This window comes from Cupriavidus sp. SHE, assembly GCF_000812445.1.
Classification (GTDB): Bacteria; Pseudomonadota; Gammaproteobacteria; order Burkholderiales; family Burkholderiaceae; genus Cupriavidus; species Cupriavidus metallidurans.
The window spans coordinates 1-24,294 of sequence record NZ_JWMB01000037.1; the positions used below are offsets into that span (position 1 = coordinate 1).

The following is a 24,294-nucleotide window of genomic DNA, read 5'->3' on the forward strand; positions in this document are numbered from 1 at the left end:
CTTGGAGCGCTTCTTGGAGCCTCCCATCAACATCACTACACCGCCTTCGGAAGCCGGTTAGAAGTTCCCTTCATCAACCGGCTATTCCGAATACCCCATTATTCATGGCGCGGACTACAATCCCATGCACAGTTCCGAACAGTTTTCATTGAACTGTTCAGTAGTTTTTGCTGACAGTTGCCGCTGCCGCCTCCTATGAGACTCCTACTAGACCCCTCCACCGGCGTACCGCTGACCGAACAGATCGTGCTGGGCGTGAAGGCCTGGATCAGCTCGCGGGAAGCGCTGCCTGGCGCGCGTCTGCCGTCGATCCGGCAAATGGCCGCCGAGCACGGCATCAGCCGTTTCCCGGTTATCGAGGCATACGACCGACTGGTCTCGCAGGGATTGGTCGATTCGCGGCAAGGCTCGGGCTTCTACGTCGCGGACAGCACGCTGGCCGGGCGCAGTGGGCGCGGCTGGTCCGACCCGAGTCTGGCGGAAGACCTGTCGCTCCATATCATCGACCAGTTCCACCACCCCAGTGGCACGCTGAAGCTGGCTGGCGGCTTCGTGCCCGAGGAATGGCGCGACGTGGAGGGCCTGACGCAGGCCATTCGTCACATCACGCGCCACGACATCGACAGCGTGATCCACTACGCCACGCCGCTGGGTCATCCGGAACTGCGCAAGCAGGTGCTGACGCGCGTGCGGCAGGTCGGCATCCAGGCCGAGTTGTCTCAGATCCTGATCACGACGGGCGCAAGCCAGGCGCTCGACCTCGTGGCACGCCACCTGCTCAAGCCCGGCGATACCGTGTTCGTGGAAGACCCCGGCTACTACAACCTGTTTGGCTTGCTGCGCATGCAGGGCGTGCAGCTCGTGGGCGTGCCGCACACGCCGAACGGGCCTGACCCCGAGGCCTGCGAGCGCCTGCTGCGTGATTACAAGCCGAAGCTGTTCTTCACGAACAGCGTGCTGCAGAACCCCACCGGCTCGACGCTGGCGCCACCGGTGGCATTCCGGCTGCTCGAACTGGCGCGCAAGCACAACTTCCGTTTTGTGGAAGACGACATCTTCTCGGACTTCCAGCTCAACTTCACCGACCGGCTGGCCACGCTCGACCAGCTCGAGCACGTGATCTACGTTGGCGGGTTTTCGAAGACGGTGTCGGCGGCGCTGCGCGTGGGCTACATCGTCGCAGACAAGGCGCTGGTCAAGGATCTGATCGACGTGAAGGTGCTGACGAGCGTGGCGGGCTCCCATTTCGCCGAAGCCGTCACCGCGACGATGCTGGAGCGCGGCAACTACCGCAAGTACGTGGAGCGGCTACGCGTACGCACGCGCGAAGTCACGGCCGATGTGGTCAAGCTTCTGGGTCAGTACAACTGGGACGTGTTCTGCGAGCCGGCAGGCGGCAATTTCCTGTGGGCGCGTCCGCGCGGCATCGAGGACTCGCGCGAACTCGTCACGCTGGCCGAAAACCACGGCGTGGCGCTGGCGCCGGGACACTTCTTTCGCCCCGGCGGCGAGACCACGGCGTGGGTGCGCATCAACTCGGCCTACGCGGGCGATCCCCGCGCACGCGCGTTCCTCGAGGACGCCGGCAGCCGCTGATCAGCCCTCGGCGTCGCCGCCGTGGTTGTGCAGCACCGCGTTGCGGCGCGAGTAAGCGAAGTAAATGATCAGGCCCAGCCCGATCCAGCACAGGAATGCGATCCAGGTCAGCGCCTGCAGATGGGCCATCAGGAACAGGCAGAAGCCAACGGCCAGCAGCGGCACCACGGGCACGCCCGGGCAGCGGAAGCCGCGCCGCAAATCTGGGCGCGTGCGGCGCAACACAAGGATCGCGATCGAGATCAGCGTGAACGCGGCCAGCGTGCCGATGTTGATCAGTTCGGCCAGTACGTTCAGCGGCACGAAGGCGGCGATCGCCGCGAACACGATGCCGACGGTCCACGTGGCCGTGTACGGCGTGGCATGAACCGGGTGCACCGTCGATAACGCTTCCGGCAGCAGCCCGTCGCGCGACATGGCGAAGATGATCCGCGTCTGCCCGTAGGTCATCACCAGAATCACAGTGGTCATGCCGAGGATGGCGCCCAGATCAACAAACCCGGCCACCCAGTTCTGCCCTGCGTATTGCAGCGCCAGCGACACCGGATGGTCGACGCCCTCGAACTTCATGTACGGCACGATGCCGGTCATGATGGCCGCCACGGTCACGTAAAGGATGGTGCATACCGCCAGCGAGCCGATAATGCCGATCGGCAGGTCACGGCGCGGGTTGCGCACCTCCTCGGCGGCCGACGTCACCGCATCGAACCCGATAAACGCGAAGAAGACGAGCGCGGCGGCGTTGAAGACGCCGGTCATGCCGAACGGCGCGAACGGCTGCCAATTGGCGGGCTTCACGTGCCAGACGCCGACGGCGATGAACAGCAGCACGACGCTGATCTTGATTGCCACCATCACGTTGTTGAGTCGCGCCGACTCCTTGACGCCGTATGAAACGATCCAGGTGATCGCCAGCATGATCAGGCAGGCGGGCAGGTTGAACAGCGTGTGTTCACCGGGCACAGCGCCCGGCGCGGCAGTCAGCGCGGTCGGCAGATGGATGCCGAACCCGGCGATCAGCGACTGGAAGTAGCCGGACCACCCCACTGACACCGCCGATGTGGCCAGCCCGTATTCGAGCAGCAGGTCCCAGCCGATCATCCACGCCACGATCTCGCCGAGCGTCGCGTAGCTATAGGTGTAGATCGAGCCCGATACGGGGATCGCGGACGCGAACTCCGCATAGCACAGCGCCGCGAAGCCGCAAGCCATGGCCGCGATCACGAACGACACCGTCAGCGCGGGGCCCGCGGTCAGCGCCCCGGTGCCAGTCAGCACGAAAATCCCGGTGCCGATGATGGCCCCGATACCCATCAGCACCAGATCCACCGCCCCCAGCACCTTTCGCAATCCGTCGTGCTCGCTGACTTCCAGCATGGCGTCGATGTTTTTGGTGCGAAAGAGACTCATGGCGCGGCTCCGGCAGAAAGTCCGTGTAAGGACTATAGGTTGTGCGGAATCCGCCGGCGGTCTGGGCTGCGCATCTTTTGAACGGCAGTGGCGCCAGCGAAAGGGCGGCATGATACTCGCAAAAGAAACTCGCAAAAGAAAAGGGCGCCCCCTCAGGGACGCCCGATCCAACCGACCATCGCCGTGCGCTGACGCCGTTACTTCGCCACCGGCATCGTGAACTCCGCACCCTTGGCGATGCTGTCCGGCCAGCGTTGCATCACGCTCTTGTAGCGTGTGTAGAAGCGCACACCTTCCTCGCCGTAGGCGTGGTGATCGCCGAACAGCGAGCGCTTCCAGCCACCGAACGAGTGCCACGCCATCGGCACCGGAATCGGCACGTTGATGCCGACCATGCCCACCTGGATCTGACGCGCGAAAGCGCGTGCGATGCCACCGTCGCTGGTGTAGCACGACACGCCATTGCCAAACTCGTGGCGATTGATCAGGTCCACTGCCTCGGCAAAGTCGTGCACGCGTACCACTGACAGCACCGGACCGAAGATCTCTTCCTTGTAGATCGTCATGTCCGGCTTGACGTTGTCGAACAGCGTGCCACCGACGAAGAAGCCGTTCTCGTGACCGTCCACCTTGTGGCCGCGGCCATCGGTCACCAGCTTCGCGCCTTCGGCCACGCCCTTGGCGATATAGCCCTCGACCTTCGCCTTGTGCGCGGCGGTCACCAGCGGACCCATTTCGGCGTCGTCCTCCATGCCGTTGCGGATCTTCAGCGTGGCCGCGCGCTCGGCCAGACGCGGCACCAGACGGTCGGCCACGTCGCCAACGGCCACGGCCACCGAGATCGCCATGCAGCGCTCACCGGCGGAACCGTACGCCGCGCCAACCAGCGCGTCCACGGCCTGATCGAGATCGGCGTCGGGCATCACCACCAGGTGGTTCTTCGCGCCGCCCAGCGCCTGCACGCGCTTTCCGTGCTTCGTGCCTTCCGTGTAGATGTACTCGGCGATCGGCGTGGAGCCAACGAACGACAGTGCCTGCACGTCCGGGTGCGCCAGCAGCGCGTCGACGGCGACCTTGTCACCCTGCACCACGTTGAACACGCCATCGGGCAGACCGGCCTGCTTGAGCAGGTCGGCGATCAGCAGGCTCGGCGACGGATCGCGCTCGGACGGCTTCAGCACGAACGTGTTGCCGCACGCCAGGGCCACCGGGAACATCCACATCGGCACCATGACCGGGAAGTTGAACGGCGTGATGCCGGCCACCACGCCCAGCGGCTGGCGCAGGTTCCAGTTGTCGATGCCACCGCCGATGTTGTCGGTGAAGTCGGTCTTGAGCAGGTTGGGGATGCCGCAGGCGAATTCCACCACCTCGATACCGCGCGTCACTTCACCCTTGGCATCGGAAAACACCTTGCCGTGCTCACGCGTGATCAGCGCGGCCAGATCGTCGTGATGGCGGTCGAGCAGTTCCTTGAACTTGAACAGGATACGGGCGCGACGCAGCGGCGGCATCTCCGCCCATGCCGGGGCCGCGGCCTTGGCGGCTGCGACTGCTGCCGCTACGTCATCGGCTGAGCCCATGGCCACGCGCGCGGCCACTTCGCCCGTGGCGGGGTTGAACACATCGGCAAAGCGGTCCGTGCCCGCACGGCGCACGGTCCCGCCAACGTAGTGATGGATTTCGGCGATCTGCCGGTTTTCTGCAATGTTCACTGCGGTCTTCCTCGTTGTCTCTGGCGCTCTGGGGCGGGTCTTACTTGATGCTATGCAAGGCTTGGCGCACGGTGTCGAACATCTGGTCGATCTCGGCCTCCGAAATGATCAGCGGCGGCGAGAACGCCAGGATATCGCCCGTGTAGCGTACCAGCAGACCCAGCTCCAGGCATTTCAGGAATGCCTCGTAGGCACGTGCGCCCGGCGCGCCGGGACGCGACTCCAGTTCCACGCCCGCCACCAGGCCAAGGTTGCGGACGTCCTTCACATACGGCGCGCCACGCAAGCCGTGGACGGCCGACTCGAACTTCGGCGACATCTCGGCCGCGCGTTCGAACAGCTTGTCGCGCTTGTAGAGGTCGAGCGTGGCGATACAGGCCGCCATCGCCAGCGGATGGCCCGAGTACGTGTAACCGTGCGGCAGCTCGATGCCGCCTTGCGGCGTGGCGTTGATCACCGCGTCATGCACTTCGCGGCGCACGGCCACGGCGCCCATCGGCACGGCGGCGTTGTTGATGGCCTTGGCCATGGTGATCAGGTCCGGCGTCACCTTCAGACGCTCGGCGCCGGTTGCGGCGCCCAGGCGGCCGAACGCGGTGATCACTTCGTCGAAGATCAGCAGGATGCCGTGCTTGCTGGTGATCTCGCGCAGTTTTTCCAGATAGCCAACCGGCGGAATCAGCACGCCGGCCGAACCGGCCATCGGCTCCACGATCACAGCGGCGATGTTCGAGGCGTCGTGCAGCGCGACCAGCCGCTCGAGTTCATCGGCCAGATGGGCGCCCCATTGCGGCTGGCCCTTCGAGTACGCGGCCTCTGCGATGTTCAGCGTGGCCGGCAGGTGATCGGTGCCGGGCATCACATTGGCCGACCACATCTTGCGGTTCGGCCCGATACCGCCAACGCCCATGCCGCCGAAGCCCACGCCGTGGTAGCCGCGCTCGCGGCCGATGATGCGCGTGCGCTGGCCTTCGCCACGGGCACGGTGATAGGCCAGCGCGATCTTCAGCGCGGTATCGACCGATTCGGAACCGGAGTTCGTGAAGAAGATGCGGTCCAGCCCCTGCGGCATCAGCGACGCCACCTTGGTCGCCGCTTCGAATTCGAGCGGGTGGCCCATCTGGAACGGCGGCGCGTAGTCGAGCGTGGCGGCCTGTTGCGCGATCGCCTCGACGATTTCCTTGCGGGCGTGGCCCGCGGCCACGCACCAGAGGCCGGCGCAACCGTCCAGGATCTGGCGACCGTCATGGGTCGTGTAGTACATGCCGCTGGCCGATACCAGCAGGCGCGGCGCGGACTTGTACTGGCGATTGGCCGTAAAGGGCATCCACAGGGATTCGAGATCGGGGATCACGGTCTTGGCGGCGTCCATACATTCTCCTGATGGCGGTGTGAGGCGTTGTGGGGCGGAGCCGGGCTCATTTCGGGAGTTCGGCCACGGTTTCGGGCAACTCTACCGGCGAGGTCTGGCATCAAGAATATACGGTCGCGAGATCGACGCCGTACCGTACAGTTTAGGAAGCCCAAACCGTACAGGTACATCACATCACACGACACGAGCAAAAGACCCCGTACTGGCACTGGAATAAGGACTCACGCTGCAACGCATCAATCCGTCGTACCCGCTACACTGTACAGATTTCGTTCTCTTGCGGGCGTCGAATGCTCAACCTGAACCTTGTTCGCAGCCGCCGAGGCGGCGAGACGCTGACCGAACAGATCGTCGCCGGCATCGCGGCGCTCGTGGACAGCCGGGCCCTGCGGGCCGGCGCGTTGCTCCCGTCGGTGCGTCGCTTCGCCCAGCAGCACGATGTCAGCACCTTCACCGTCGCCGAAGCCTATGGCCGGCTGACAGCGCTCGGGTATCTCGCGGCCCGCCCCGGCTCCGGCTACACGGTGGCACACCGGCACGCCCCAGCCGGCCATGCGCGCGCGCCGCACTGGGAAGCCCCGGGACTCAACGCGGCCTGGCTGCTTTCCGACGTATTCGCCGACCACTCCGTGCCGATCAAGGCGGGGGCTGGCTGGCTGCCCGGCGATTGGCTCAACGAGGAAGGCTTGCATCAGGCCATGCGCAGCGCGGCGCGCGTGCCGGCCGCGCAGGTGTCTGGATACGGCCATCCCTATGGCTTTGGCGCGCTGCGCGAGCATATCGCCGCGCACCTGAGTCAGTACGGCATTCCGGCGCAATCGCAACAGGTGGTGTTGACCCAGGGCGCCACGCAGGCGCTGGATCTGGTCGTGCGCACACTGCTGCGCCCCGGCGACACGGTACTGGTGGAGTCGCCGTGCTACTGCAATCTGCTGCAGATCCTTCGGCTGGCGGGCCTGCGCGCGATCGGCGTGCCGCGCACGGCTGCGGGCCTCGACACGGACGCGCTCGAAGACGCCATTCGCCAGCACTCGCCGCGTGCGTTGTTCATCAACACGGTGCTGCAGAACCCCACCGGTGCGAGCCTGACCAGCATGAACGCGTTCCGCGTGTTGCAGATCGCGGAGCAGCACCGGCTACTGGTGGTGGAAGACGACATCTATCGCGAACTGGCGCCGGCCGGGTCGCCGATGCTCGCGGCGATGGACGGGCTCTCGCAGGTGGTCTATGTGAACGGTTTCTCGAAGACGATCGCGCCGTCGCTGCGCGTCGGCTATCTGGCCGCAAGCCCGGATCTGGCCAAGGCCTTCGCACGCACGAAGATGGCCGTGGGACTGACGTCCTCGGAAGTGACCGAGCGGCTCGTGTATTCGGTCCTGACCAGCGGGCACTATGGCCGGCACGTGGCGGCGCTCGCCGAGCGGCTACGCGCCCAGCAGGATCTGGTGACCGAGAAGATGGACGCGCACGGCCTGGAGGTCCTGCTGCGCCCCGAAGGCGGGATGTTCGCGTGGGCACGCATGCGAGAAGCCGACGGGCCCGCGCCGTCGGGCAACCGGCTGGCCACGCTTGCGCTGGAACACGGCATCTGGCTGGCGCCAGGCGCCTACTTCGAGCCCGGCGAAGCCGATTCGCCCTGGATTCGCTTCAATGTGGCGACCAGCGACGCACCGCAGCTGTGGGACTTCTTCGATGCGGTACGCACCGATCAGGGCGCGTTGGCGCGCGCCGCCTGATCAGCCGGCCGTTAGAATCAGAAGCGATAGCGCACGTACCCGGTGTACAGATTGGTGCCCGGGTTCGGTTCCTTGATGCCGGCGTTCGAGATGTGCTGGAAGCGCATGCCCACTTCGGTCGCGGCATTCTTGCCGAACCCCACACCCAAGCCGACCATGTCGCCAAACTGGAAGGCTGTGCTGAAATTGTGCTGGTCTGACGTCGACGTGTGCGTCAGCAGGCGCAAGCCCACGCCGGCCTCCAGGAACGGCACGAAGTAGCCGCCGCGCTTTTCCACACGCAGGATCGGCGTCAGGCCGAACTCCATCAGGTTCTGGCGATTGGTGCCGCTGCGCGCGTCCCAGTAGCCCATATTGGCTTCCGCCTGCAGCCTGAACAGCCATCCATCGGGATTGCCGTACTGGATTGGCGTGTTGAAGTTGACCGCGATTTCGTACTTGTTGATGCCATGGTCGGTATCGCGCGCGAACGCGGCCTGCACGGCCGGGTGCGCCCAACCGACCAGTTCCTCGGCGCTGGCCGCCGAACTGGCGCCCGCCACCAGTGCGGCAATGGCCAGAAGGCGTACGGAGGGTAGCTTGCGGGAGAGATTAGCGGGGGGCATGTGATGTTCTTGTTGTTCTGTCTTCTTGTTCATGGACATGGAAGAGAGATTGGCTCGGCAACGGACATCGAAGGGAACTGCATAGGCAGCCATGCCGGCTGAAGCACTCTACCGCTCAGATGGCGGTCAAGCCCAGAGTCGCTCCACCAACCAGCTCGCGGCGACACAAATTCCGAGCCAGACGGCAAGACAGCTTGCAATAAATCGGTACGTCATTGTGAAAACTAACAGCAGTAAAGGGGTCTTGGAATGAATTTTTGCTGCGCATTATACATCCATCCATGAATGTATGTTTGCGCAGGTTGTCGCGCATGTTGACACGACAACATCCGACTCATCAAAGAACCATCTGGCCGCCATCATGCCAGCGTAGGACATATGCTGCACAACAGCGGTTAAACATGAATATCAAAAAAATTGGAGATAGTGCGAGGCGGGATATGGTGGGGCCTACGCGGGCGCGATCGGCGCGAATCACACGCCGATGCCAATAATCCCTCTCCCGGCTGACTGCGGGAGAAGGATAAACATCGCGGAATCAACAGGTTGCCGCGCTCAGGCGCGCAGGAACGGGAGCACTTCCGCCAGCAGTTGCTCCGGGATTTCCTCGGCGATGTAGTGCCCGCATGGCAGTGCATGACCGGTCACACGACGGGCGACCTTGCGCCATTCTTCAAGTGGCTGAAAACACTTTCCGACAGCCCCGTCGGATCCCCACAACGCCAGCATCTCGCATTCGATCATGCGGCCAGCCTCGATATCGGCGCGGTCGTGATCGAGATCGATGCCAGCGCTGGCTCGATAGTCCTCGCACAGTCCATGCGCCGCGCCCGGCTGGCGCAGCCCACGCAGGTATTCGGCCAGCGCCTCGTCGGTGAACGGCGCCAGGCCGGCGCTGCGGCTACCCATGGTCTGGCGCAGGTAAAGCTCAGGGTCGGCCTCGATCAACGTCTCCGGGAACGGCGCGGGACGGATCAGGAAAAACCAGTGATAGTAGGCCCGGGCAAACGCCTCGTTGGTCTGCGCGTACATCGCCAGCGTCGGGGCGATATCGAGCGTCACGACCTTCTCCACGGCCTGCGGATGATCGACGGCCAGCCGGTGCGCCACGCGCGCGCCGCGGTCGTGAGCGAGCACGCGGAAACGCTCGAAGCCGAGTGCCCGCATCACCGCCATCTGATCGGCCGCCATCGTACGCTTGCTGTAGTTGCTGTGGTCCGGCAGACCCGCTGGCTTGTCGCTATCGCCGTAGCCACGCAGGTCGGTGGCCACCACCGTGAAATGCCGGGCCAGTTCACCGGCCACCTTGTGCCAGATCACATGCGTCTGCGGATGGCCGTGCAACAGCAGCAGCGGCGGACCGTCTCCGCCGACCACCGCGTGGATCGCCACGCCGTCGTGATCGATGCGGTGGGTCGTGAATCCTTCGAACATCGTGTCTCCTCCGTCAGCCAGCCATACGGCCGAGCCGTGCCATGGTAGTCGCGGCCACGTCGCGTAGCCAGGGGTTGTCCGCGTGGTGCCGGCTTGCGAATGCCGCAATCGCATCGGCGTGCGTCAACGACATGCCGATGACATCGAGGCCGAGCCGGAACATGTCGAGGTGGCGCGGAGAGAGCGAGAACGCCTTGGTGAATTCGCCGGCACGGACCGTCATGGTCGACAGGTCGATACGGATCGACGCCGGCGCCACGGGGTCACTCACGGCCGCCATGATCTGGTCGACATCCGCCTGCGGCAGCGCCACCAGCAACAACCGGTTGTTCATCGCGTTCGAGTAGAAGATCTCGCCGAAGCTCGGCGCGATGACCGCGCGGATGCCATATTGCTGCAGCCCCCAGACCGCATGCTCGCGGCTCGAACCGCAGCCGAAGTTCGGCCCGGCGACCAGCACGCGCGTGTCGCGCCACGCCGGCTGGTTCAGCACGAAGTCCGCGCGCGGGGCGCCGTTAGCGTCGAAACGCATGTCGTGAAGCAGCCCGCGGTCGAGCCCCGCCTTGTCGATGCCACGCAGGAATTGCTTCGGCATGATCTGGTCGGTATCCAGGTTCGGCAGCGGTAGTGGCGCGCCGACACCTTCGATCGTCGTGATGTCATTCATGTTGGATCTCCAGTTCCCGCACGTCGGTGATGCAGCCAGTAACGGCTGCGGCAGCTGCCATGGCCGGGCTCATCAGATGCGTGCGTCCGGCACGGCCCTGGCGGCCCTCGAAGTTTCGGTTGGTGGTCGACGCGCAGCGCTCGCCCGGCGCCAACACGTCGTCGTTCATCGCAAGGCACATCGAACAGCCGGGCTTGCGCCATTCGAATCCAGCATCGATCAGCAAGGCGGCGATGCCCTCGGCTTCAGCCTGATCGCGCACGGCGCCGGAGCCCGGCACCACCATTGCACGCACACCCGGCGCCACCCTGCGGCCGCGTACCACGGCGGCCACCTGGCGCAAGTCTTCGATGCGGCCGTTCGTGCAGGAGCCGATAAACACCCGTTGCACGGGCAGCCCCTGCAGCGAGGCTCCGGGCGTCACGCCGATGTATTCAAGCGCGCGCTCGGCAGAGACGCGGGCAATGCTGTCCCCGGCATCGCCCGGCTGCGGCACCGGGGCGCTCACAGGAATTGCCTGATCCGGGCTCGTGCCCCAAGTGACAAACGGCTCGACCGCGGCGGCATCGAATGCCAGTTCGAGATCGAAGCCGGCATCGGCATCTGACCGCAGCCCGGCCCATGCCCGGAGCGCGGTTTCGGCCATGTCGGCGTCGATGTCTGGCGCCCGGCGCAGGACATAGTCGATCGACGTGGCATCGGGCGCGATCAGTGCCCCGCGCGCGCCCGCCTCCACGGTCATGTTGCACAGGGTCATGCGCGCTTCCATCGACAACGCGCGGATCGTGCTGCCCGTGAACTCCACCACGTAGCCACGCGCGCCCTGCGCGCTGATGCGCGCGATGATGTGGAGGATCAGGTCTTTCGATGTCGTGCCCGATGGCAGCAGACCATCGACGCGGATACGCATGTCGCGCGCGAGCCGGTAGACCAGCGTCTGCGTAGCCAGCACGTGCTCCACCTCGGAGGTGCCGATACCGAAGCCCAGCGCGCCGAATGCGCCGTAGGTGGTGGTATGGCTGTCGCCGCAAAGCACGACCATGCCGGGCCGGATCATGCCGTGCTCGGGCGCGATGACATGCTCGATGCCCTGCAGTGGATCGTTGGTATCGAACAGCGGAATGCCGTGCAGGTCGCAATTACGTTTCAGGTTGCGGGCCTGCAGCGCCGAGGCGGGATCCTGGATCACGCGCGGGGATTCCGCGTGAGTCGGGATGATGTGATCGACCACGGCCAGGTTCTGGCCCGGCGCCGCCAGCTTGCGGCCCTGCTCGGCGAGCCCGGCGAACGCCTGCGGACTCGTGTACTCGTTCATGATGTGGAGATCCGCGTACAGCAGCACGTTGTCCGCATCGAGCGTGACGACCGTGTGCGAGTCCACGAGCTTCTGATATAGCGTGCGACCGGTCATGGCATTGGCTGGGTGAATGCAATTCGAATGAATGAATGCACGCAGTCTAATCGCGGAATCCATCGCTATAATTTCGCCAAATTACTTACATTCGTGCCTTTAATTCACGAATGCATCACCAATAACCGGCCGCCATGGATGCCTTCTCCGATCTCGCGTTCTTCGTGTTGCTGGTCAAGCGCGGCAGTCTTGCCGGCGCGGCGCAGCAGCTTGGCGTCACGCCGTCGGCGGCCAGCAAGCGGCTGGCGGCGCTCGAGGCACGCCTTGGGGTGCGGCTGCTGAATCGCACCACGCGGCGACTGTCGGTCACGCCGGAGGGCGAGGCATATCTGGCCCAGGGGGGAAGAATCCTGGCCGAGCTCGACGAACTGGAGCAGGGCTTGCGGGGCAGCCGCGTGGCGCCGCGCGGCCTGCTACGGGTCAATGGCACGCTCGGGTTCGGACGCCGCCATCTGGCACCCGCCATCGGTGATTTTCTCGTGGCCTGTCCCGATATCGAAGTGCAGCTTCAGTTGACTGACCGCGCGCTGAATCTGGCCGAGGAAGGCTACGACGTCGGCATCCTGGTGGGCGACCTGCCCGACGCCCGCCTCAACGCCCGACGGCTCGCGCTCAATAGCCGGCTCCTGTGCGCATCCCCCACCTACCTCGCCCGCCACGGCGAACCCGCCTCGCCACGCGCGCTGACGCAGCATCGCTGCATCGTGATCCGCGAGAGCGAGGCCGCATACGGCACCTGGCACCTCCAGCACCAGCAATCCACCGCACGGCAGGAGACGGTCAAGGTACGCGGCATGGCGGCGACCAACGATGGCGAGGTGGCCGTCAACTGGGCGCTGCAGGGCCACGGCATCGTGCTGAGATCCGAATGGGAGGTCGCGCCGCTGCTGCGCTCGGGACGGCTGCGGCAAGTGTTGCCGGAATGGTCCGCGCAGGCCGCCGACATCCATGCGGTGTTTCTGTCACGTGACAAGCTCTCGGCACGCGTACGTGCTTTCGTCGACTTCCTCGCGGAGCGCTTCGGTCACTACGACCCCGCCGCGCCATATCACGGCTGGTAGCTCACGGCTGGTAGCCGACTGCAGCCGGGCAGCCATGTCGACGGCAGGGATGAAGGCCCTGTCGACCGCCCATGCTGCTACCCTTCGCGCATACTTCAAACCCGATCCAACCCATCCGGACTGCACCGCCATGCACACGCAAAACCTCTCCGCGTGGACCCACTCCCACGTGTTCGACGCAGGCAACCAGGCGGCCGAACGCGGCACGCGGCTAGTCATGTGGATCACGCTGGCGATGATGATCGTCGAAATCGCCGCGGGTCTCGTCTTCAATTCGATGGCACTGCTGGCCGATGGCTGGCACATGAGCTCGCACGCGCTGGCCATCGGCCTGTCCGCGTTCGCCTATGCGGCGGCCCGCCGACTGTCGCAAGACGGCCGATTCTCTTTCGGGACCTGGAAGATCGAAGTTCTCGCCGCATTCGCCAGCGCCATCTTCCTGCTTGGCGTCGCTGGCCTGATGGTGTTTGGCTCGGTCGAGCGGCTGTTCACCCCCCAGCCGATTCACTATCAGGAGGCGATGGCGATCACCGTGATCGGCCTGATCGTCAACCTGGCCTGTGCGTTGATCCTCGGCGGCGCACACCACGGCCATGATCACGGGCACGGGCACGACCACGGCCATCAGGCGCACGGGCATGATCACCACGATCATGCTCATGGTCACGGCGATCACGGCCACCGCCATCACGACATCAACCTGCGTTCGGCGTATCTGCACGTGGTGGCCGATGCCGCCACCTCGGTATTGGCGATCGTTGCATTGGCGGGTGGCTGGTGGCTGGGATGGAGCTGGCTGGACCCGGTGATGGGTCTGGTCGGCGCGGTGTTGGTAGGCCGCTGGGCCGTCGGCCTGATGCGCCAGAGCGGGACGGTGCTGCTCGATCGCGAGATGGATCACCCGGTGGTCGAAGAAGTACGCGAAGTGCTGGCGCAGTTCTCGCACGGCGAGGACGGCACGCGCGTGGCCGACCTGCACGTCTGGCGCGTGGGCCGTGAGAAGTTCGCGTGCATCGCCAGCCTGGTCACCCACGACGCCAGCCTGACGCCGCAGCGCGTGCGGCACGCGCTATCGGTGCACAATGAACTCGTGCACGTGAGCGTCGAAATCAATCAATGCGACGATGGCCGAGACGGCCACGATGGCCACGCGGCGCATCGCGGCCACCGTCACTAGGCGGCAAACCCGCTCAGGTCACTCAGGGCAGCAGCAGGATCGCGCCGGTGGTCGCCCGGCCTTCGGCGGCCTCGTGCGCGCGCGCCACGTCCGCCAGCGGAAAGCGCGCGCCAATCTGGACCCTCACGTGACCGGCAGCGATGGCATCGAACAAGTCCTTCGCATTGGCGCGGAAACGTGTCGCATCGGCGTTGTGCGGGAACACCGAGGGCCGCGTCAGGTACAGGCAGCCCTTCTTGTTGAGCAACTCCGGCTCGATGGCAGGTGCCGGGCCGGACGCGCCGCCGTAGAGCACCACCATGCCGAAGGTCTGCGCGCAATCGAGCGAGCCGAGGAAGGTGTCCTTGCCCACGGCGTCATAGACTACGCTCACGCCGCGCCCATCGGTGGCGTCACGCACCTGCTTGACCCAATCGCCATGGCTGTAGTCGATCGCGACGTCGCATCCCACAGCGCGGGCAATTTCGCATTTCGCCGCTGACCCTGCCGTACCGATCACGCGGGCGCCCAGCGCCTTCGCCCAGCCGCTCAGGATCTGCCCGACGCCCCCTGCCGCCGCGTGCACGAGTACGGTGTCGCCCGGTTTCACCGCATAGGTATGGCGGACCAGGTACTGCGCGGTCATGCCCTTGAAGATCACGGCCGCGGCCTGCTCGTCGCTGATCCCATCGGGCAGCTTCACAAGCTTGTCCACGGGGATATTGCGCCCTTCGGCGTAGGCGCCGAGTCCGGCGTTCATGTAGGCCACGCGGTCACCGACCGCGACATCGGTCACACCATCGCCAATCGCCTCGACCACGCCGGCGGCCTCATGGCCCAGACCCGTGCCGACCGGCAGCGGATAGGTGCCGCGCCGCTGGTAGACGTCGATGAAATTGAAACCGATCGCGGTATGCCGCACGCGCGCCTCGCCCGCCGCTGGTGGCGGCAATTCGACGGACTCGAGCCGCATCACTTGCGGCAAACCAAATTCGTGAAGACGGACGGCGCGGACGGTGTTTGGCATGGGGGCTCCTCGATGCTCGTGCAAATTGCGGAGACCCGATTATTGACGCTTTTGCGGAATCCTGCCGACGCTCAAGTCACTCAGGCCAGCTCGCAGCACATGCAAAGCGCGCTGGTATTGCGCATCCGCTGGAACTCCTTGCTTTCGAGAATTTCCGGCGGCAGCTTCGATGCGTGAATCAGCGTGAAGCCATAACGCGCGAAGTAGCTCGGACAAGTCGACGTCAGCAGCACGGCGCGGCGGCTGCCGTTGGCACGGGCGCGCATCATCACGGCGTTGACGAGATGGCTCGCAATCCCCTGGTCGCGCCATTCGCGCAGTACCGCCACCGATCGCACGATGGCGGAGTCGCCGAACAGTTCGGCACACGCGCAACCGACGATCTGCGATTCGAGTACAGCCACATGGAACTCGCCGACGAGTCGCGCCAGGTCGTCCACGGGAAGACCACATCGCTCGAGCACCGCTCCGATTGCGGCGGCATCCGCCGGCTGCGCCGCGCGGATTCGCAAGTCCCTAATCATCTGGAGCCTCTGTATGTCTCATCACGTTGGACGGATACGCCATGGAAGCCCTGCATGGTCAGATAATGTCGCCGGCGGCTGGTACCAGAGCCGGACTTGTCGTACGACGAACGTGCGCCCTTGGCGAGCGGCGAGATGCTGACGTTTGGTGCACGCCCGGTTCGACAGTATCGCAATCGGGGCGGACTTACCAGAGGGAGATGGCCCGATGCGACGCACGCCACGCCTGACCACGCATGACGGTGCAAACCACCTGCCATGCTGCATGAAACGCGCCAGCTTTTATTCACGAACCGGAAGACACCGCAATGACGAAAATGCGTCCGGAGAATGAAAAGGGATTTCGGGGGGATTGGGGAATTGGAGGCGGGGATACGGAATCGAACCGTCGTAAACGGCTTTGCAGGCCGTCGCATAACCACTCTGCCACCCCGCCGTGGGATGCCGGTCCGCGTGTGGGACCGCTCCGAGGTGCGGGGCGCAGTGTATCCGATGTTGGAAAAACCTGCAGGCGATAGGCTTATTCGACGCCGCCCATCGCGCTTTGCTGGTAGTTCTGCAGGCCGATCTTGCCGATCAGCTCGAGCTGCGTCTGCAGCCAGTCGATATGATCCTCGGTATCGGAGAGGATCTCGCTCAGGATCCCGCGCGAGACATAGTCACCCACCGACTCGCAGTACTTGATCGCATCCTTGCTGGTGACCTGAGACGCGAGTTCGAGCTTGAGGTCGCAGCCAAGCATCTCTTCGGTGTTCTCGCCCAGCAGCAGCTTGTCCAGGTCCTGCAGATTGGGCAGACCGTCGAGCATCAGGATGCGTTCGATCAGCTTGTCCGCATGTTTCATCTCCTCGATCGACTCTTCGTACTCGTGCTTGCCGAGTTCCTTGAGCCCCCAGTGACGATACATGCGCGCGTGCAGGAAATACTGATTGATGGCGGTCAGCTCGTGCTTGAGCTGGCCATTCAGTAACTGGATAACCTTTTTGTCTGCCTTCATGACAAATCCCTCCGGAAGACTTTCGGCGTGATTTTCATGGTAATTCCCGACAGCGGAAGATCAAGCTCCGGCGCGGCTTTGCCCGAAAATATCATTGGCGCCAGCGATTATGCGACTGATTTTGATTTCGATTTCGACGCATAAAAGAAAAGGCGCTTCGTCATGCGAAGCGCCTTCGATGTCAGCCATCGGCCGCTTGCCTCAACGCAGTCGATCAGTCCAGCAGGTGCCCCATGCGCGACCGCTTGGTGGCCAGATACTTCTCGTTCTCGGCGTTCGCCGGCACCACATGGCGAACCTGCTCGGTCACCTTGATGCCTGCATCCTCGAGCGCCTTGATTTTGATCGGGTTGTTGCTCATCAGACGGACCGAACTCACACCCCACTGACGCAGAAAATCGGCCGCGAACGCATAGGTGCGCGAATCGATCGCCTGGCCCAGCGCCAGATTGGCATCAACCGTATCCAGTCCGCCATCCTGCAACGCATACGCGCGGATCTTGTTCGACAGGCCAATGCCGCGTCCCTCGTGACCACGCAGGTACAGCAGGATGCCGCGGCCCTCTTCGGCGATCCGCTTCATCGCGAGGTCGAGTTGCTCGCCGCAGTCGCAACGGCAGGAACCGAAGACGTCACCGGTCAGGCATTCCGAATGCAGGCGCACGAGCAGGTTCTCGCCCGAGATTTCGCCCATCGACAACGCTAGATGTTCAGTACCGGTATCAACGCCCTGGAAGGCGTGTGCGGTAAATTCTCCATAGCGGGTCGGCAGCCGGGCAGAGCCGATCAGCTCACTTTCTAGATCTTTCATAGGGTATGCAAAATGCTTGATGCGCCGTGGGGCCCGAGCGGCATGATACCGGGCCGGGGCAGGCGCGCCGGGCGGCGCCGGGCAGGCGGCGCGGACGTGGCACGCCGGCAAGGATACCGCGAAACGCAATTTCCTACCCTGCGCGGGGTTACCTGGGACGGGGCGGCACCACCCCTTGGCGGTTGGCGACCCGACTGAAGACTGTGACGGCGACAGCATGAAACGCTCGTAGAATCGCCCCCGGGCGACCAGCCGTCGCCATCACTTCGCCGGCCCGAACACCCTCGGGCGGCCTGGCTCAAAGCGCACCCCACCCCGCATGCCCGCCGATTTGATGCACACCCTGGATATCAGGACCAGCTATGTCTTTGCGTTCATGGCCCATGGACTGCTGGCCGGAGTACTGGCCAGCTTCTGGCGCGCCGGACGCGCCGAACGCGGCCTGGGCTGGTGGATTCTCGACGGGTTGCAACTCTCGATGGCCACGCTGCTGCTGTTGGCCGCCGGCAAGCTCCCGCCGTGGATGATCCTGGCCGGGTCGAACTTGCTGATCTTCTCGAATGTCGCCACGATCGAAACCGCCCTGCGCGTGTTCCTGCGCGACGCGGTCTGGCCCGGACTGGCGTTGCGCTGGCTTGTTGCGGCGCTGGCCTTTGGCGCATGGTGCCTGACCTGGCAAGGCGGATGGACCTACGCGCAGCGCGCGATCGTCTTCTCCACCGCGTTCCTGATCCAGCTGGCACTGCTGCTGACGTACGTCGTCAGCCTGCGCGACCATGGGCTGCGCTTCGTGCAACGGCTTCTGCTGCTCGCGATCCTGCTGGTGGCCGGTGCGCTATTCGCGCGCATGATCCACGTGCTGCGCCATATGGATACGATCGTGTCCTGGCAGCAGGACACGATGCTACCGCTGCTGACGTTCGCCGCCACCTTCTCGGCGTTCCTGCGCGCCTGCTGCGCGCTGTATCTGGTCCAGAGCCGTACCGAGCAACGGTTGCGCGCGGCAAACCAGGACATCGAGCGGCGCGCAAATTTCGATCTGCAGACCGGCGTCATGTCACGCTCGTTCTTCGAGATGCAGGCACCGGAGGCCATTGCCGCGGCGGGACGGAATGAGACGCCGATGGCATTCGTGCTGATCGACGTCGACCACTTCAAGTCGATCAACGATACGTTCGGCCACCTGCAAGGTGATGGCGTGCTGGCCAGCGTCGGCCAGGTCTTGCGTCACAACACGCGCGGCAGCGACCTCGTGGGACGTCTTGGTGGCGACGAATTCGCCATCGTGCTGCGCGATGTGACGGGCGTCGAAGCCGTGGCGCTGGCCGAACGGATTCGCGTGGAGGCTGGCGCGATCCTGATGCCGGACGGCAGCGCCGTTTCACTGAGCATCGGCCTGTGCGGCCTGCCGCCGGCACAGGGCTTCGAGGCGGCCTACCGCTGCGCCGACGCCGCACTCTATGTCGCCAAGCAGGAGGGCCGTGGACGCGTGGTGGCGCACGACCCGCTGGGTGTGCCGCCCGCGCGGCCGATGCTGCCGGCCGGCGCATGAATGAGCTACCAGCAGCAGAGGGACGTGGCGCCGTTCGTCATCCTGGTGTTGGATTGGCTGCTGGCCCGGCATCCGGACGCCAAGCGTCCCGAGTGACATCGCCGGAAGGTTCAATCTGGAATTCCAGATCCCTGACTGCCGCAACATCCATGCCGGAACGCTTCGCCGGGACGAAGCGCGTCTCCATGAGTATCAACGCTAATCGCGCTGCTGCGGCATGATTTCCTTCGCTGACTCGGATAACTTCGGCGCGCACAACGATGCCGTCACGGTCGACAAAAATACGCAGCATCATCGATGAAGAGTCTGCCACGAGTGCCGTGATGTCCGGGAGCTCGAGCGAGCTGGCGGGCAATGCTGGGCGATCGACTTCGGACGCGGTGTAGAACCGGACTCTTGGAAGATCAGCGGAAGATTGCACTTGATGCACCAGCGCCGCATCCCCTTGCGTCGCGCCGGCCGGCGCACCTATGCCATATGAATCGCTACGCAGCCGACTCGGGGCGGCGACGGATGGCGTCGCCCCCCCACCTTGCGTTGCCGCGGATGTTGCAGCTTCCTCTGGCGCCGGCAACAAATGGACGGACAGCACCTGGCGATCGTCCTGGAGGCCACCCTGTCCAGCTTGCGGCAGCCACAAGCCGGCGCCATACAGGATGGCCAGATGGCCCGCAGCGACCACTGCACACGCAATCCAGGTGCGCCGCATTCCGTCCGCTTCCCCGCCAGTCAGCGTCGCGTCAGTCCGCCGTCGGCACTTCACGCCAGTTGATCTGGCGGATCGCCTGTACCAGCGTCGGGATCAATGGGACGGAATTGATTGCGCTGTTGTCCATGCCTGCCTCAAGCCGGACAGATCCGTTCACATTGAGGTATGACAACTCCACCACCAACCCGCCACTGGTGTAGTAGGGTTGCGGCGTCCCTGTAATGCTGACCACGCGGCTGGCCCCGGTGCCGATATCCAGCGAGAACACGCGGCTGGTCCCCGACGGATTGCAGGCGTCGCCGTTGGGCAGGTTGGCGGCGAAGGAAACCGTGCCGTAGTTTGATACTGGCGACACATTCACCCGCTCTGCGACATTGTTGGTCGATTGGCCAAGGTCGATGTAGTACCCCATCAGTGATTTTGGCGCGCTGCCAATGCCGTTCAGCAGGTTGGTGTCCGCGTTGAGATTCGCACGCTTGATCGGGAACGACACACTGGTGGGCAGATCGGTGCTGCTGTTAAAACGCTGGACTACGCCGTCGTAGATGACGTAGAAGCTCTGCGTCTGGCTGCTGTTGACATCAGTGCTGCCGAGGAGCCGGCCGGTGCCGACCATGACGTAACGCTTGAGCGAGTTCGGTTGGATCTCGATCAACGGCGGGGTCGTAATGGGCTGCGCAGCGCCGTTCGGGTCGGTGAGCGTCGCAATCTTGGTGGCCGCCGGATAAGCCGTCGTTCCAGTCTGCGTCAGATCGAAGCGCCAGACATTGCCAAGCAGGTCGCCAGCGTAGATCGAGTCTGCGGTGTTGTCGGTATAGTCGGCAACGTATGCCGACGCATAGGCAAGACCTGCGGGATTGCTTACCGAGCCGGCCCCGGTCGGGATCGACTCCAGCAAGGCGCCGTTGACCGGATTCACGATGAAGAGCCACCCTTGACCATCGCTGTTGTTGTAGCCCGATGGAAATGCGACGATCCAGCCGTACTTCTTGGTCTTGACTACGATTGGGTCGCCGTAGCTGAAGCCCAGGCTTCCTGCCTGCGAACCAGACGGGCCGCCGAACTCCCACATCACCGCTGACGACAAGGCCTGTTCGGTCGTCAGCGCCGCGGGATTGGTGATATCCAGGGCATAGTAGCCTTTGCCGCCCTTGCCCAGACCTCCGATCAACATCGTGTGCCAGTCCGACGTGCTCGCCGAAGCAGGCTTGGCGCCGCCCGCGCGAGACAAATCGATATCGAACGCCTGCGGTGTGGCATCCACCATTGCATGATGGACAAAGCTGTTGCCAGGCAATCCCAACGAAGCCAGGCCATCCACCGTCGGTGTACAGCCCGAGTTGCAAGGCCCTTGGTAGAGAAAGCTCGGCACATAGGCAAACAACTCGTTGCCACCAGTGGTGGCCAGCGTGCCGTCGAAGGCGTGCATCATGCCGTCGTTGGCGCCGACGTAGACCACCGGATTGCGCGTGGCGTTATTGCTCTTGAATGCCGCATAGCCCGGGTTGGTTGCGCTGGACAGCACCGAGATCGGTGGGCCGACGGCGCTTACCTTCGAGCCAACGATATCGCCAAGCAGACTCGTGCGCTGACGATATACGGCCTTGCCATTCGAACCTTCGTTGCTGCGGTCGCCGCGCAGGTAGTTCAGGTAGTCCTGGTTGTTCCAGTTCTTCAGCGTCGAATTGTTCAACGCGGTCTGATTGGTCGCACTCAGGCTCGCCAGCCTGAACGGCGCGCCCTTCGCGGCCCCCACTGCGGTACTGGTGGCGATAATGCGTTTCTTGTCCCAGCCTGTATTGCTTCCCAAGGCAACCTGGCTCGCCAGTTGCGCCTGCGCGGACCAAGCCTGTTGCTGGATGGGCGTCCCTTTTGTGGGATCGAAACTGAGCGAACTGCCAATGACATCGCCGCTCCAGCTTGCCGAATTGTATGAAGCCGAATACCCGATGTTACCGGTCAGGCTCACGTTGGCCGACGACACCGCCAGCGCCGTGGTGGCGGCCTGAATGTCATTGGATATGTTAAGGAACGCTGAATTCAAACCCTTCACCATCAGGTCAGCCTGGCCGGCCAGATAGTAGTTGTCTGGCATCGGCTTGCCATTGGGGTCGGTATTGGTGCTCGCATTCCATAACGACTGCGCCAGCGCAGTCGTGTTGGTCGGGCTATAGCCGTTGGGGACATTGAAGCCGCCGTACTTCGCGGCCAGCCAGAACTGATTCTGGTAGTAGTAGCTCTGGTATTCCTGGACATCCAGCCAGTAGGTGGAGATGGTCTGGATTTTGGACTTGTTTCCGAGGCTGTCTTTGAAATCGTTCGGGCGAATATCCCGCACGTGCGAATCGTAGGCAAGCCCGGCCATCAGGAAGGTGTTGTTATCCCCACAGCACCACGAGGGCCCGGCCGTATTGAGATTGCCGATCCCTTCCATCTTGCCCACGAGCTTGGTCGCGGAATCAACGTTGACCGTGGAATCGCCCGAGACCTCCGGAGGCAGCGAGGGCTCATAGCTGCTGTTGATGATGGTGCTGCCCGGCAAATTGGCGTCGGCATGTGTATTGACGTCACCAATGCCAAGGATGTAGTTCTTCTGGCAAGAGTACTGGATGGGGTCATCCCACTTCTGTACCACCGGGAACCCATCAATGTAGGTAGCCGTGGTGCTGGCGCTGACGTTTTTGCCGTTCGCGTCCTGCGTCACATTGGAATACGCGGCCACGTTGCCCAGGTTCTTGAAGTAGCGGATGCCTGCGTAGTAGAGCTCGCCAACGGGATCGTACGTCTTGTAGGTCTGGGAAAGCGATCCGAATTTGTTGAGATAGTTCATCACCCCGCTGTTGCTGACACCGCTGGCAGTGGCGTCAGCAGTGTCCGGGTTGACCAACATGGTCCCGTCCGTTGCACTCCACTCCGCTTGCGTATTGCTCTTGGCACTTTGACCGGGAACCGGCTGGGTGGGGCCAATGAACTTCATCTTGGCGCGTAACACCCCCCCATCGCGCATGATGCTCGAGTCGTTGATGTAGCCGAACGCACCGAACCGGATGCGTTGCGAGTACTGCTGCATCAGCCCTTCCGGCTTGTAATTAGTCCCGTACTTGACGCAGTTGTCCTCCCGCTGCGTCGGGTCGCACACCTTGGCTCGCACGATGACTGACCACACACTGGAGGAGCTCACGGACGACGATCCGGGGTTGTAGACACTGACCGAGTCCTTATCCAGATTGCCGCTGTTGGTGAAGTAGAGCTTGTTGCCGGCGCCCCAGATCCGCACACTGATGTTCTTCCAGTTGAACGGTGTGACAGCCGCCACGGTGGTGCTACCGCTGATAGTACGATTCGGGGTTTCGCCAGAACCACCCTGGCCAGACGCCCAAGCCTTCTCGAGAACGGTCAGGGACGCCGTATCCGTGACACGATAGCCGCCCGTCAGCGCCCATCGAAACGGATCGATGGTCTGCATCGTCGCCCAGTTCAGAAACGAGCCGCTCCAATATTTGTTGCCACTGGCGCATTGGTAACTGCTGTCCGCAGCCGCAGCCGGGACAAAATAGTTATTGCTGTCGATCTTGCTGTCGTAGTTGTACGTATAGCACTTGAGCGGATCGAAGTAGCCCAGGTATTTGACCCCCGCCTGATAGGCGCCGACGTACGCAATGCTGTTGGCGGTCGGATACTCCACCGATAACGAGAGCAGCAGGTTGCCGGGAACGGATACGGAACTGAAGAGTGGCTGGTCCGCGAGGTCGGTTTGCGCCGCCGACCCCAGCAATGCAATCAACGATAGCGTGCTGGCAAGCAGGTAGCGCAGGAAAGTCGCGAGGGAAGGCTTCCGTGAAACGCTGGCCTTCCAACCTTGAGCGTGATTGGCGTGCATGGCAATTCGGGCAACTCAGAGAGAAACGGTTGTCTGCAGGAAGGTCTGGGTGCTGCGTGGTCCGTCCACACGTACACTGATGCGGTAGACAGGCACGGAAGGCGGTTGCGCCTGACCGCGATATGGCAAGGCCGTCCCACCCTTTGCGGAACCAATCGAACTGACCACGCAGCCGTTGGCCGGATCGGTCGATCCCGCTGTGGTACACAGGCGGTCGATCATGTAGTAGATCGTGATGCCGTCACCACCATTGATCTTCGTATTCGCTACCGCCGTGGCCAGGCTGACCAGATTGTTCGGTACGCCGTGCTTGTCCGTCGCCTGCATCGTGGCGTAGTAACCGCTGGCCGGCTGATCGCTCTGTCGCGTCGGCTCGGCGCTGAGCGCGCCACTGGTTAGCGCCGTCTTGGCCGCGGCAATCGCCATCTCGCCCCGATTGGTCAAATCCCGTTTGAATGCCAGGTTCCCGGCGTTGAACAGGGCAGCATCGGAAGAGCGAAGAAGCGCAACAGTGCCGATAGCCAGGATGACCATGGCGATCAACGTGACCAGCAGGACAATGCCTGACTGGCGCTGGCGCAATGGACCGCGAGAGCCACGAACCGGACGAACGTTTGGCTTGATCGGCATC

Annotated in this window: 20 protein-coding genes and 1 tRNA gene; 5 read left to right on the forward strand and 16 right to left on the reverse strand. The window is 63.7% G+C overall.

Features of this window, described 5'->3' with window-relative positions; genetic code table 11:
- Nucleotides 1-195: 195 nt before the first annotated feature.
- Complete coding sequence (locus RN01_RS18180) at nucleotides 196-1,596, forward strand: PLP-dependent aminotransferase family protein (protein ID WP_017514974.1); 1,401 nt, start codon at nucleotides 196-198, stop codon at nucleotides 1,594-1,596.
- Here the strand turns inward: RN01_RS18180 and RN01_RS18185 are convergent, their stop codons facing one another.
- From RN01_RS18185 to RN01_RS18195, 3 genes are all read right to left on the reverse strand, one after another.
- Nucleotides 1,597-3,006 carry an amino acid permease gene (locus RN01_RS18185; RefSeq protein WP_024569293.1) on the reverse strand — a complete coding sequence of 470 codons (1,410 nt, stop codon included), beginning with the start codon at nucleotides 3,004-3,006 and terminating at the stop codon, nucleotides 1,597-1,599.
- 197 nt (nucleotides 3,007-3,203) lie between these two features.
- The gene (locus RN01_RS18190) at nucleotides 3,204-4,721 is read right to left on the reverse strand and encodes a CoA-acylating methylmalonate-semialdehyde dehydrogenase (RefSeq protein ID WP_008641802.1); all 1,518 of its coding nucleotides are present in this window, start codon (nucleotides 4,719-4,721) and stop codon (nucleotides 3,204-3,206) included.
- A 40-nt stretch (nucleotides 4,722-4,761) separates the two neighbouring features.
- On the reverse strand, nucleotides 4,762-6,093 hold the full coding sequence (locus tag RN01_RS18195; protein WP_017511920.1) for an aspartate aminotransferase family protein: 1,332 nt from the start codon (nucleotides 6,091-6,093) through the stop codon (nucleotides 4,762-4,764).
- A 290-nt stretch (nucleotides 6,094-6,383) separates the two neighbouring features.
- Between RN01_RS18195 and RN01_RS18200 the strand changes: the two genes are divergently transcribed.
- The gene (locus tag RN01_RS18200) at nucleotides 6,384-7,829 is read left to right on the forward strand and encodes a PLP-dependent aminotransferase family protein (protein WP_024569292.1); all 1,446 of its coding nucleotides are present in this window, start codon (nucleotides 6,384-6,386) and stop codon (nucleotides 7,827-7,829) included.
- Nucleotides 7,830-7,846: 17 nt separating this feature from the next.
- Here RN01_RS18200 and RN01_RS18205 read toward each other — a convergent pair whose 3' ends face one another.
- From RN01_RS18205 to leuC, 4 genes are all read right to left on the reverse strand, one after another.
- Nucleotides 7,847-8,434 (reverse strand): acyloxyacyl hydrolase, encoded by a 588-nt coding sequence (locus RN01_RS18205; protein ID WP_029699763.1) that lies wholly within the window; start codon nucleotides 8,432-8,434, stop codon nucleotides 7,847-7,849.
- A 555-nt stretch (nucleotides 8,435-8,989) separates the two neighbouring features.
- A complete protein-coding gene (locus RN01_RS18210; RefSeq protein ID WP_017511924.1) occupies nucleotides 8,990-9,868 on the reverse strand; it encodes an alpha/beta fold hydrolase in 879 nt (292 codons plus the stop codon).
- Between the two features lie 13 nt (nucleotides 9,869-9,881).
- Nucleotides 9,882-10,535, reverse strand: a complete 654-nt coding sequence (gene leuD, locus RN01_RS18215) for a 3-isopropylmalate dehydratase small subunit (protein WP_017511925.1) — start codon at nucleotides 10,533-10,535, stop codon at nucleotides 9,882-9,884.
- Complete coding sequence (leuC, locus tag RN01_RS18220) at nucleotides 10,528-11,946, reverse strand: 3-isopropylmalate dehydratase large subunit (RefSeq protein ID WP_024569290.1); 1,419 nt, start codon at nucleotides 11,944-11,946, stop codon at nucleotides 10,528-10,530. The genes leuD and leuC overlap by 8 nt, the downstream gene beginning before the upstream one ends.
- Nucleotides 11,947-12,080: 134 nt before the next feature.
- On the opposite strand from leuC, the gene RN01_RS18225 reads away from it, so the two are divergent.
- Both RN01_RS18225 and dmeF read left to right on the forward strand, forming a co-directional pair.
- On the forward strand, nucleotides 12,081-13,007 hold the full coding sequence (locus RN01_RS18225) for a LysR family transcriptional regulator (RefSeq protein WP_017511927.1): 927 nt from the start codon (nucleotides 12,081-12,083) through the stop codon (nucleotides 13,005-13,007).
- A 130-nt stretch (nucleotides 13,008-13,137) separates the two neighbouring features.
- Complete coding sequence (gene dmeF, locus RN01_RS18230; protein ID WP_024569289.1) at nucleotides 13,138-14,184, forward strand: CDF family Co(II)/Ni(II) efflux transporter DmeF; 1,047 nt, start codon at nucleotides 13,138-13,140, stop codon at nucleotides 14,182-14,184.
- Nucleotides 14,185-14,206: 22 nt separating this feature from the next.
- On the opposite strand, the gene RN01_RS18235 is transcribed toward dmeF, so the two are convergent.
- From RN01_RS18235 to ribA, 6 genes are all read right to left on the reverse strand, one after another.
- Nucleotides 14,207-15,190, reverse strand: coding sequence for a quinone oxidoreductase (locus RN01_RS18235; RefSeq protein ID WP_017511929.1), 984 nt, complete (start codon nucleotides 15,188-15,190; stop codon nucleotides 14,207-14,209).
- 80 nt (nucleotides 15,191-15,270) lie between these two features.
- Nucleotides 15,271-15,714, reverse strand: a complete 444-nt coding sequence (locus tag RN01_RS18240) for a GNAT family N-acetyltransferase (protein WP_008641821.1) — start codon at nucleotides 15,712-15,714, stop codon at nucleotides 15,271-15,273.
- A 361-nt stretch (nucleotides 15,715-16,075) separates the two neighbouring features.
- A tRNA-Cys gene (locus RN01_RS18245) sits at nucleotides 16,076-16,150 on the reverse strand.
- Nucleotides 16,151-16,234: 84 nt separating this feature from the next.
- On the reverse strand, nucleotides 16,235-16,711 hold the full coding sequence (gene bfr / locus RN01_RS18250; protein WP_024569288.1) for a bacterioferritin: 477 nt from the start codon (nucleotides 16,709-16,711) through the stop codon (nucleotides 16,235-16,237).
- Between the two features lie 60 nt (nucleotides 16,712-16,771).
- Nucleotides 16,772-16,900 (reverse strand): hypothetical protein, encoded by a 129-nt coding sequence (locus tag RN01_RS34920; RefSeq protein ID WP_255354632.1) that lies wholly within the window; start codon nucleotides 16,898-16,900, stop codon nucleotides 16,772-16,774.
- 25 nt (nucleotides 16,901-16,925) lie between these two features.
- Complete coding sequence (ribA, locus tag RN01_RS18255; RefSeq protein WP_008641823.1) at nucleotides 16,926-17,522, reverse strand: GTP cyclohydrolase II; 597 nt, start codon at nucleotides 17,520-17,522, stop codon at nucleotides 16,926-16,928.
- Nucleotides 17,523-17,841: 319 nt separating this feature from the next.
- On the opposite strand from ribA, the gene RN01_RS18260 reads away from it, so the two are divergent.
- On the forward strand, nucleotides 17,842-19,074 hold the full coding sequence (locus tag RN01_RS18260) for a GGDEF domain-containing protein (protein ID WP_024569287.1): 1,233 nt from the start codon (nucleotides 17,842-17,844) through the stop codon (nucleotides 19,072-19,074).
- 37 nt (nucleotides 19,075-19,111) lie between these two features.
- Here the strand turns inward: RN01_RS18260 and RN01_RS33980 are convergent, their stop codons facing one another.
- The 3 genes from RN01_RS33980 to RN01_RS18270 are packed head-to-tail and all read right to left on the reverse strand — an operon-like array spanning nucleotide 19,112 to nucleotide 24,293.
- Nucleotides 19,112-19,783 carry a hypothetical protein gene (locus RN01_RS33980; protein WP_133258047.1) on the reverse strand — a complete coding sequence of 224 codons (672 nt, stop codon included), beginning with the start codon at nucleotides 19,781-19,783 and terminating at the stop codon, nucleotides 19,112-19,114.
- A gap of 31 nt (nucleotides 19,784-19,814) precedes the next feature.
- Nucleotides 19,815-23,663, reverse strand: coding sequence for a pilus assembly protein (locus RN01_RS18265; RefSeq protein ID WP_017514067.1), 3,849 nt, complete (start codon nucleotides 23,661-23,663; stop codon nucleotides 19,815-19,817).
- A gap of 15 nt (nucleotides 23,664-23,678) precedes the next feature.
- Entirely contained in the window at nucleotides 23,679-24,293 is a 615-nt protein-coding gene (locus tag RN01_RS18270; RefSeq protein WP_008641827.1) for a hypothetical protein, read from the reverse strand.
- Nucleotide 24,294: the final 1 nt, after the last annotated feature.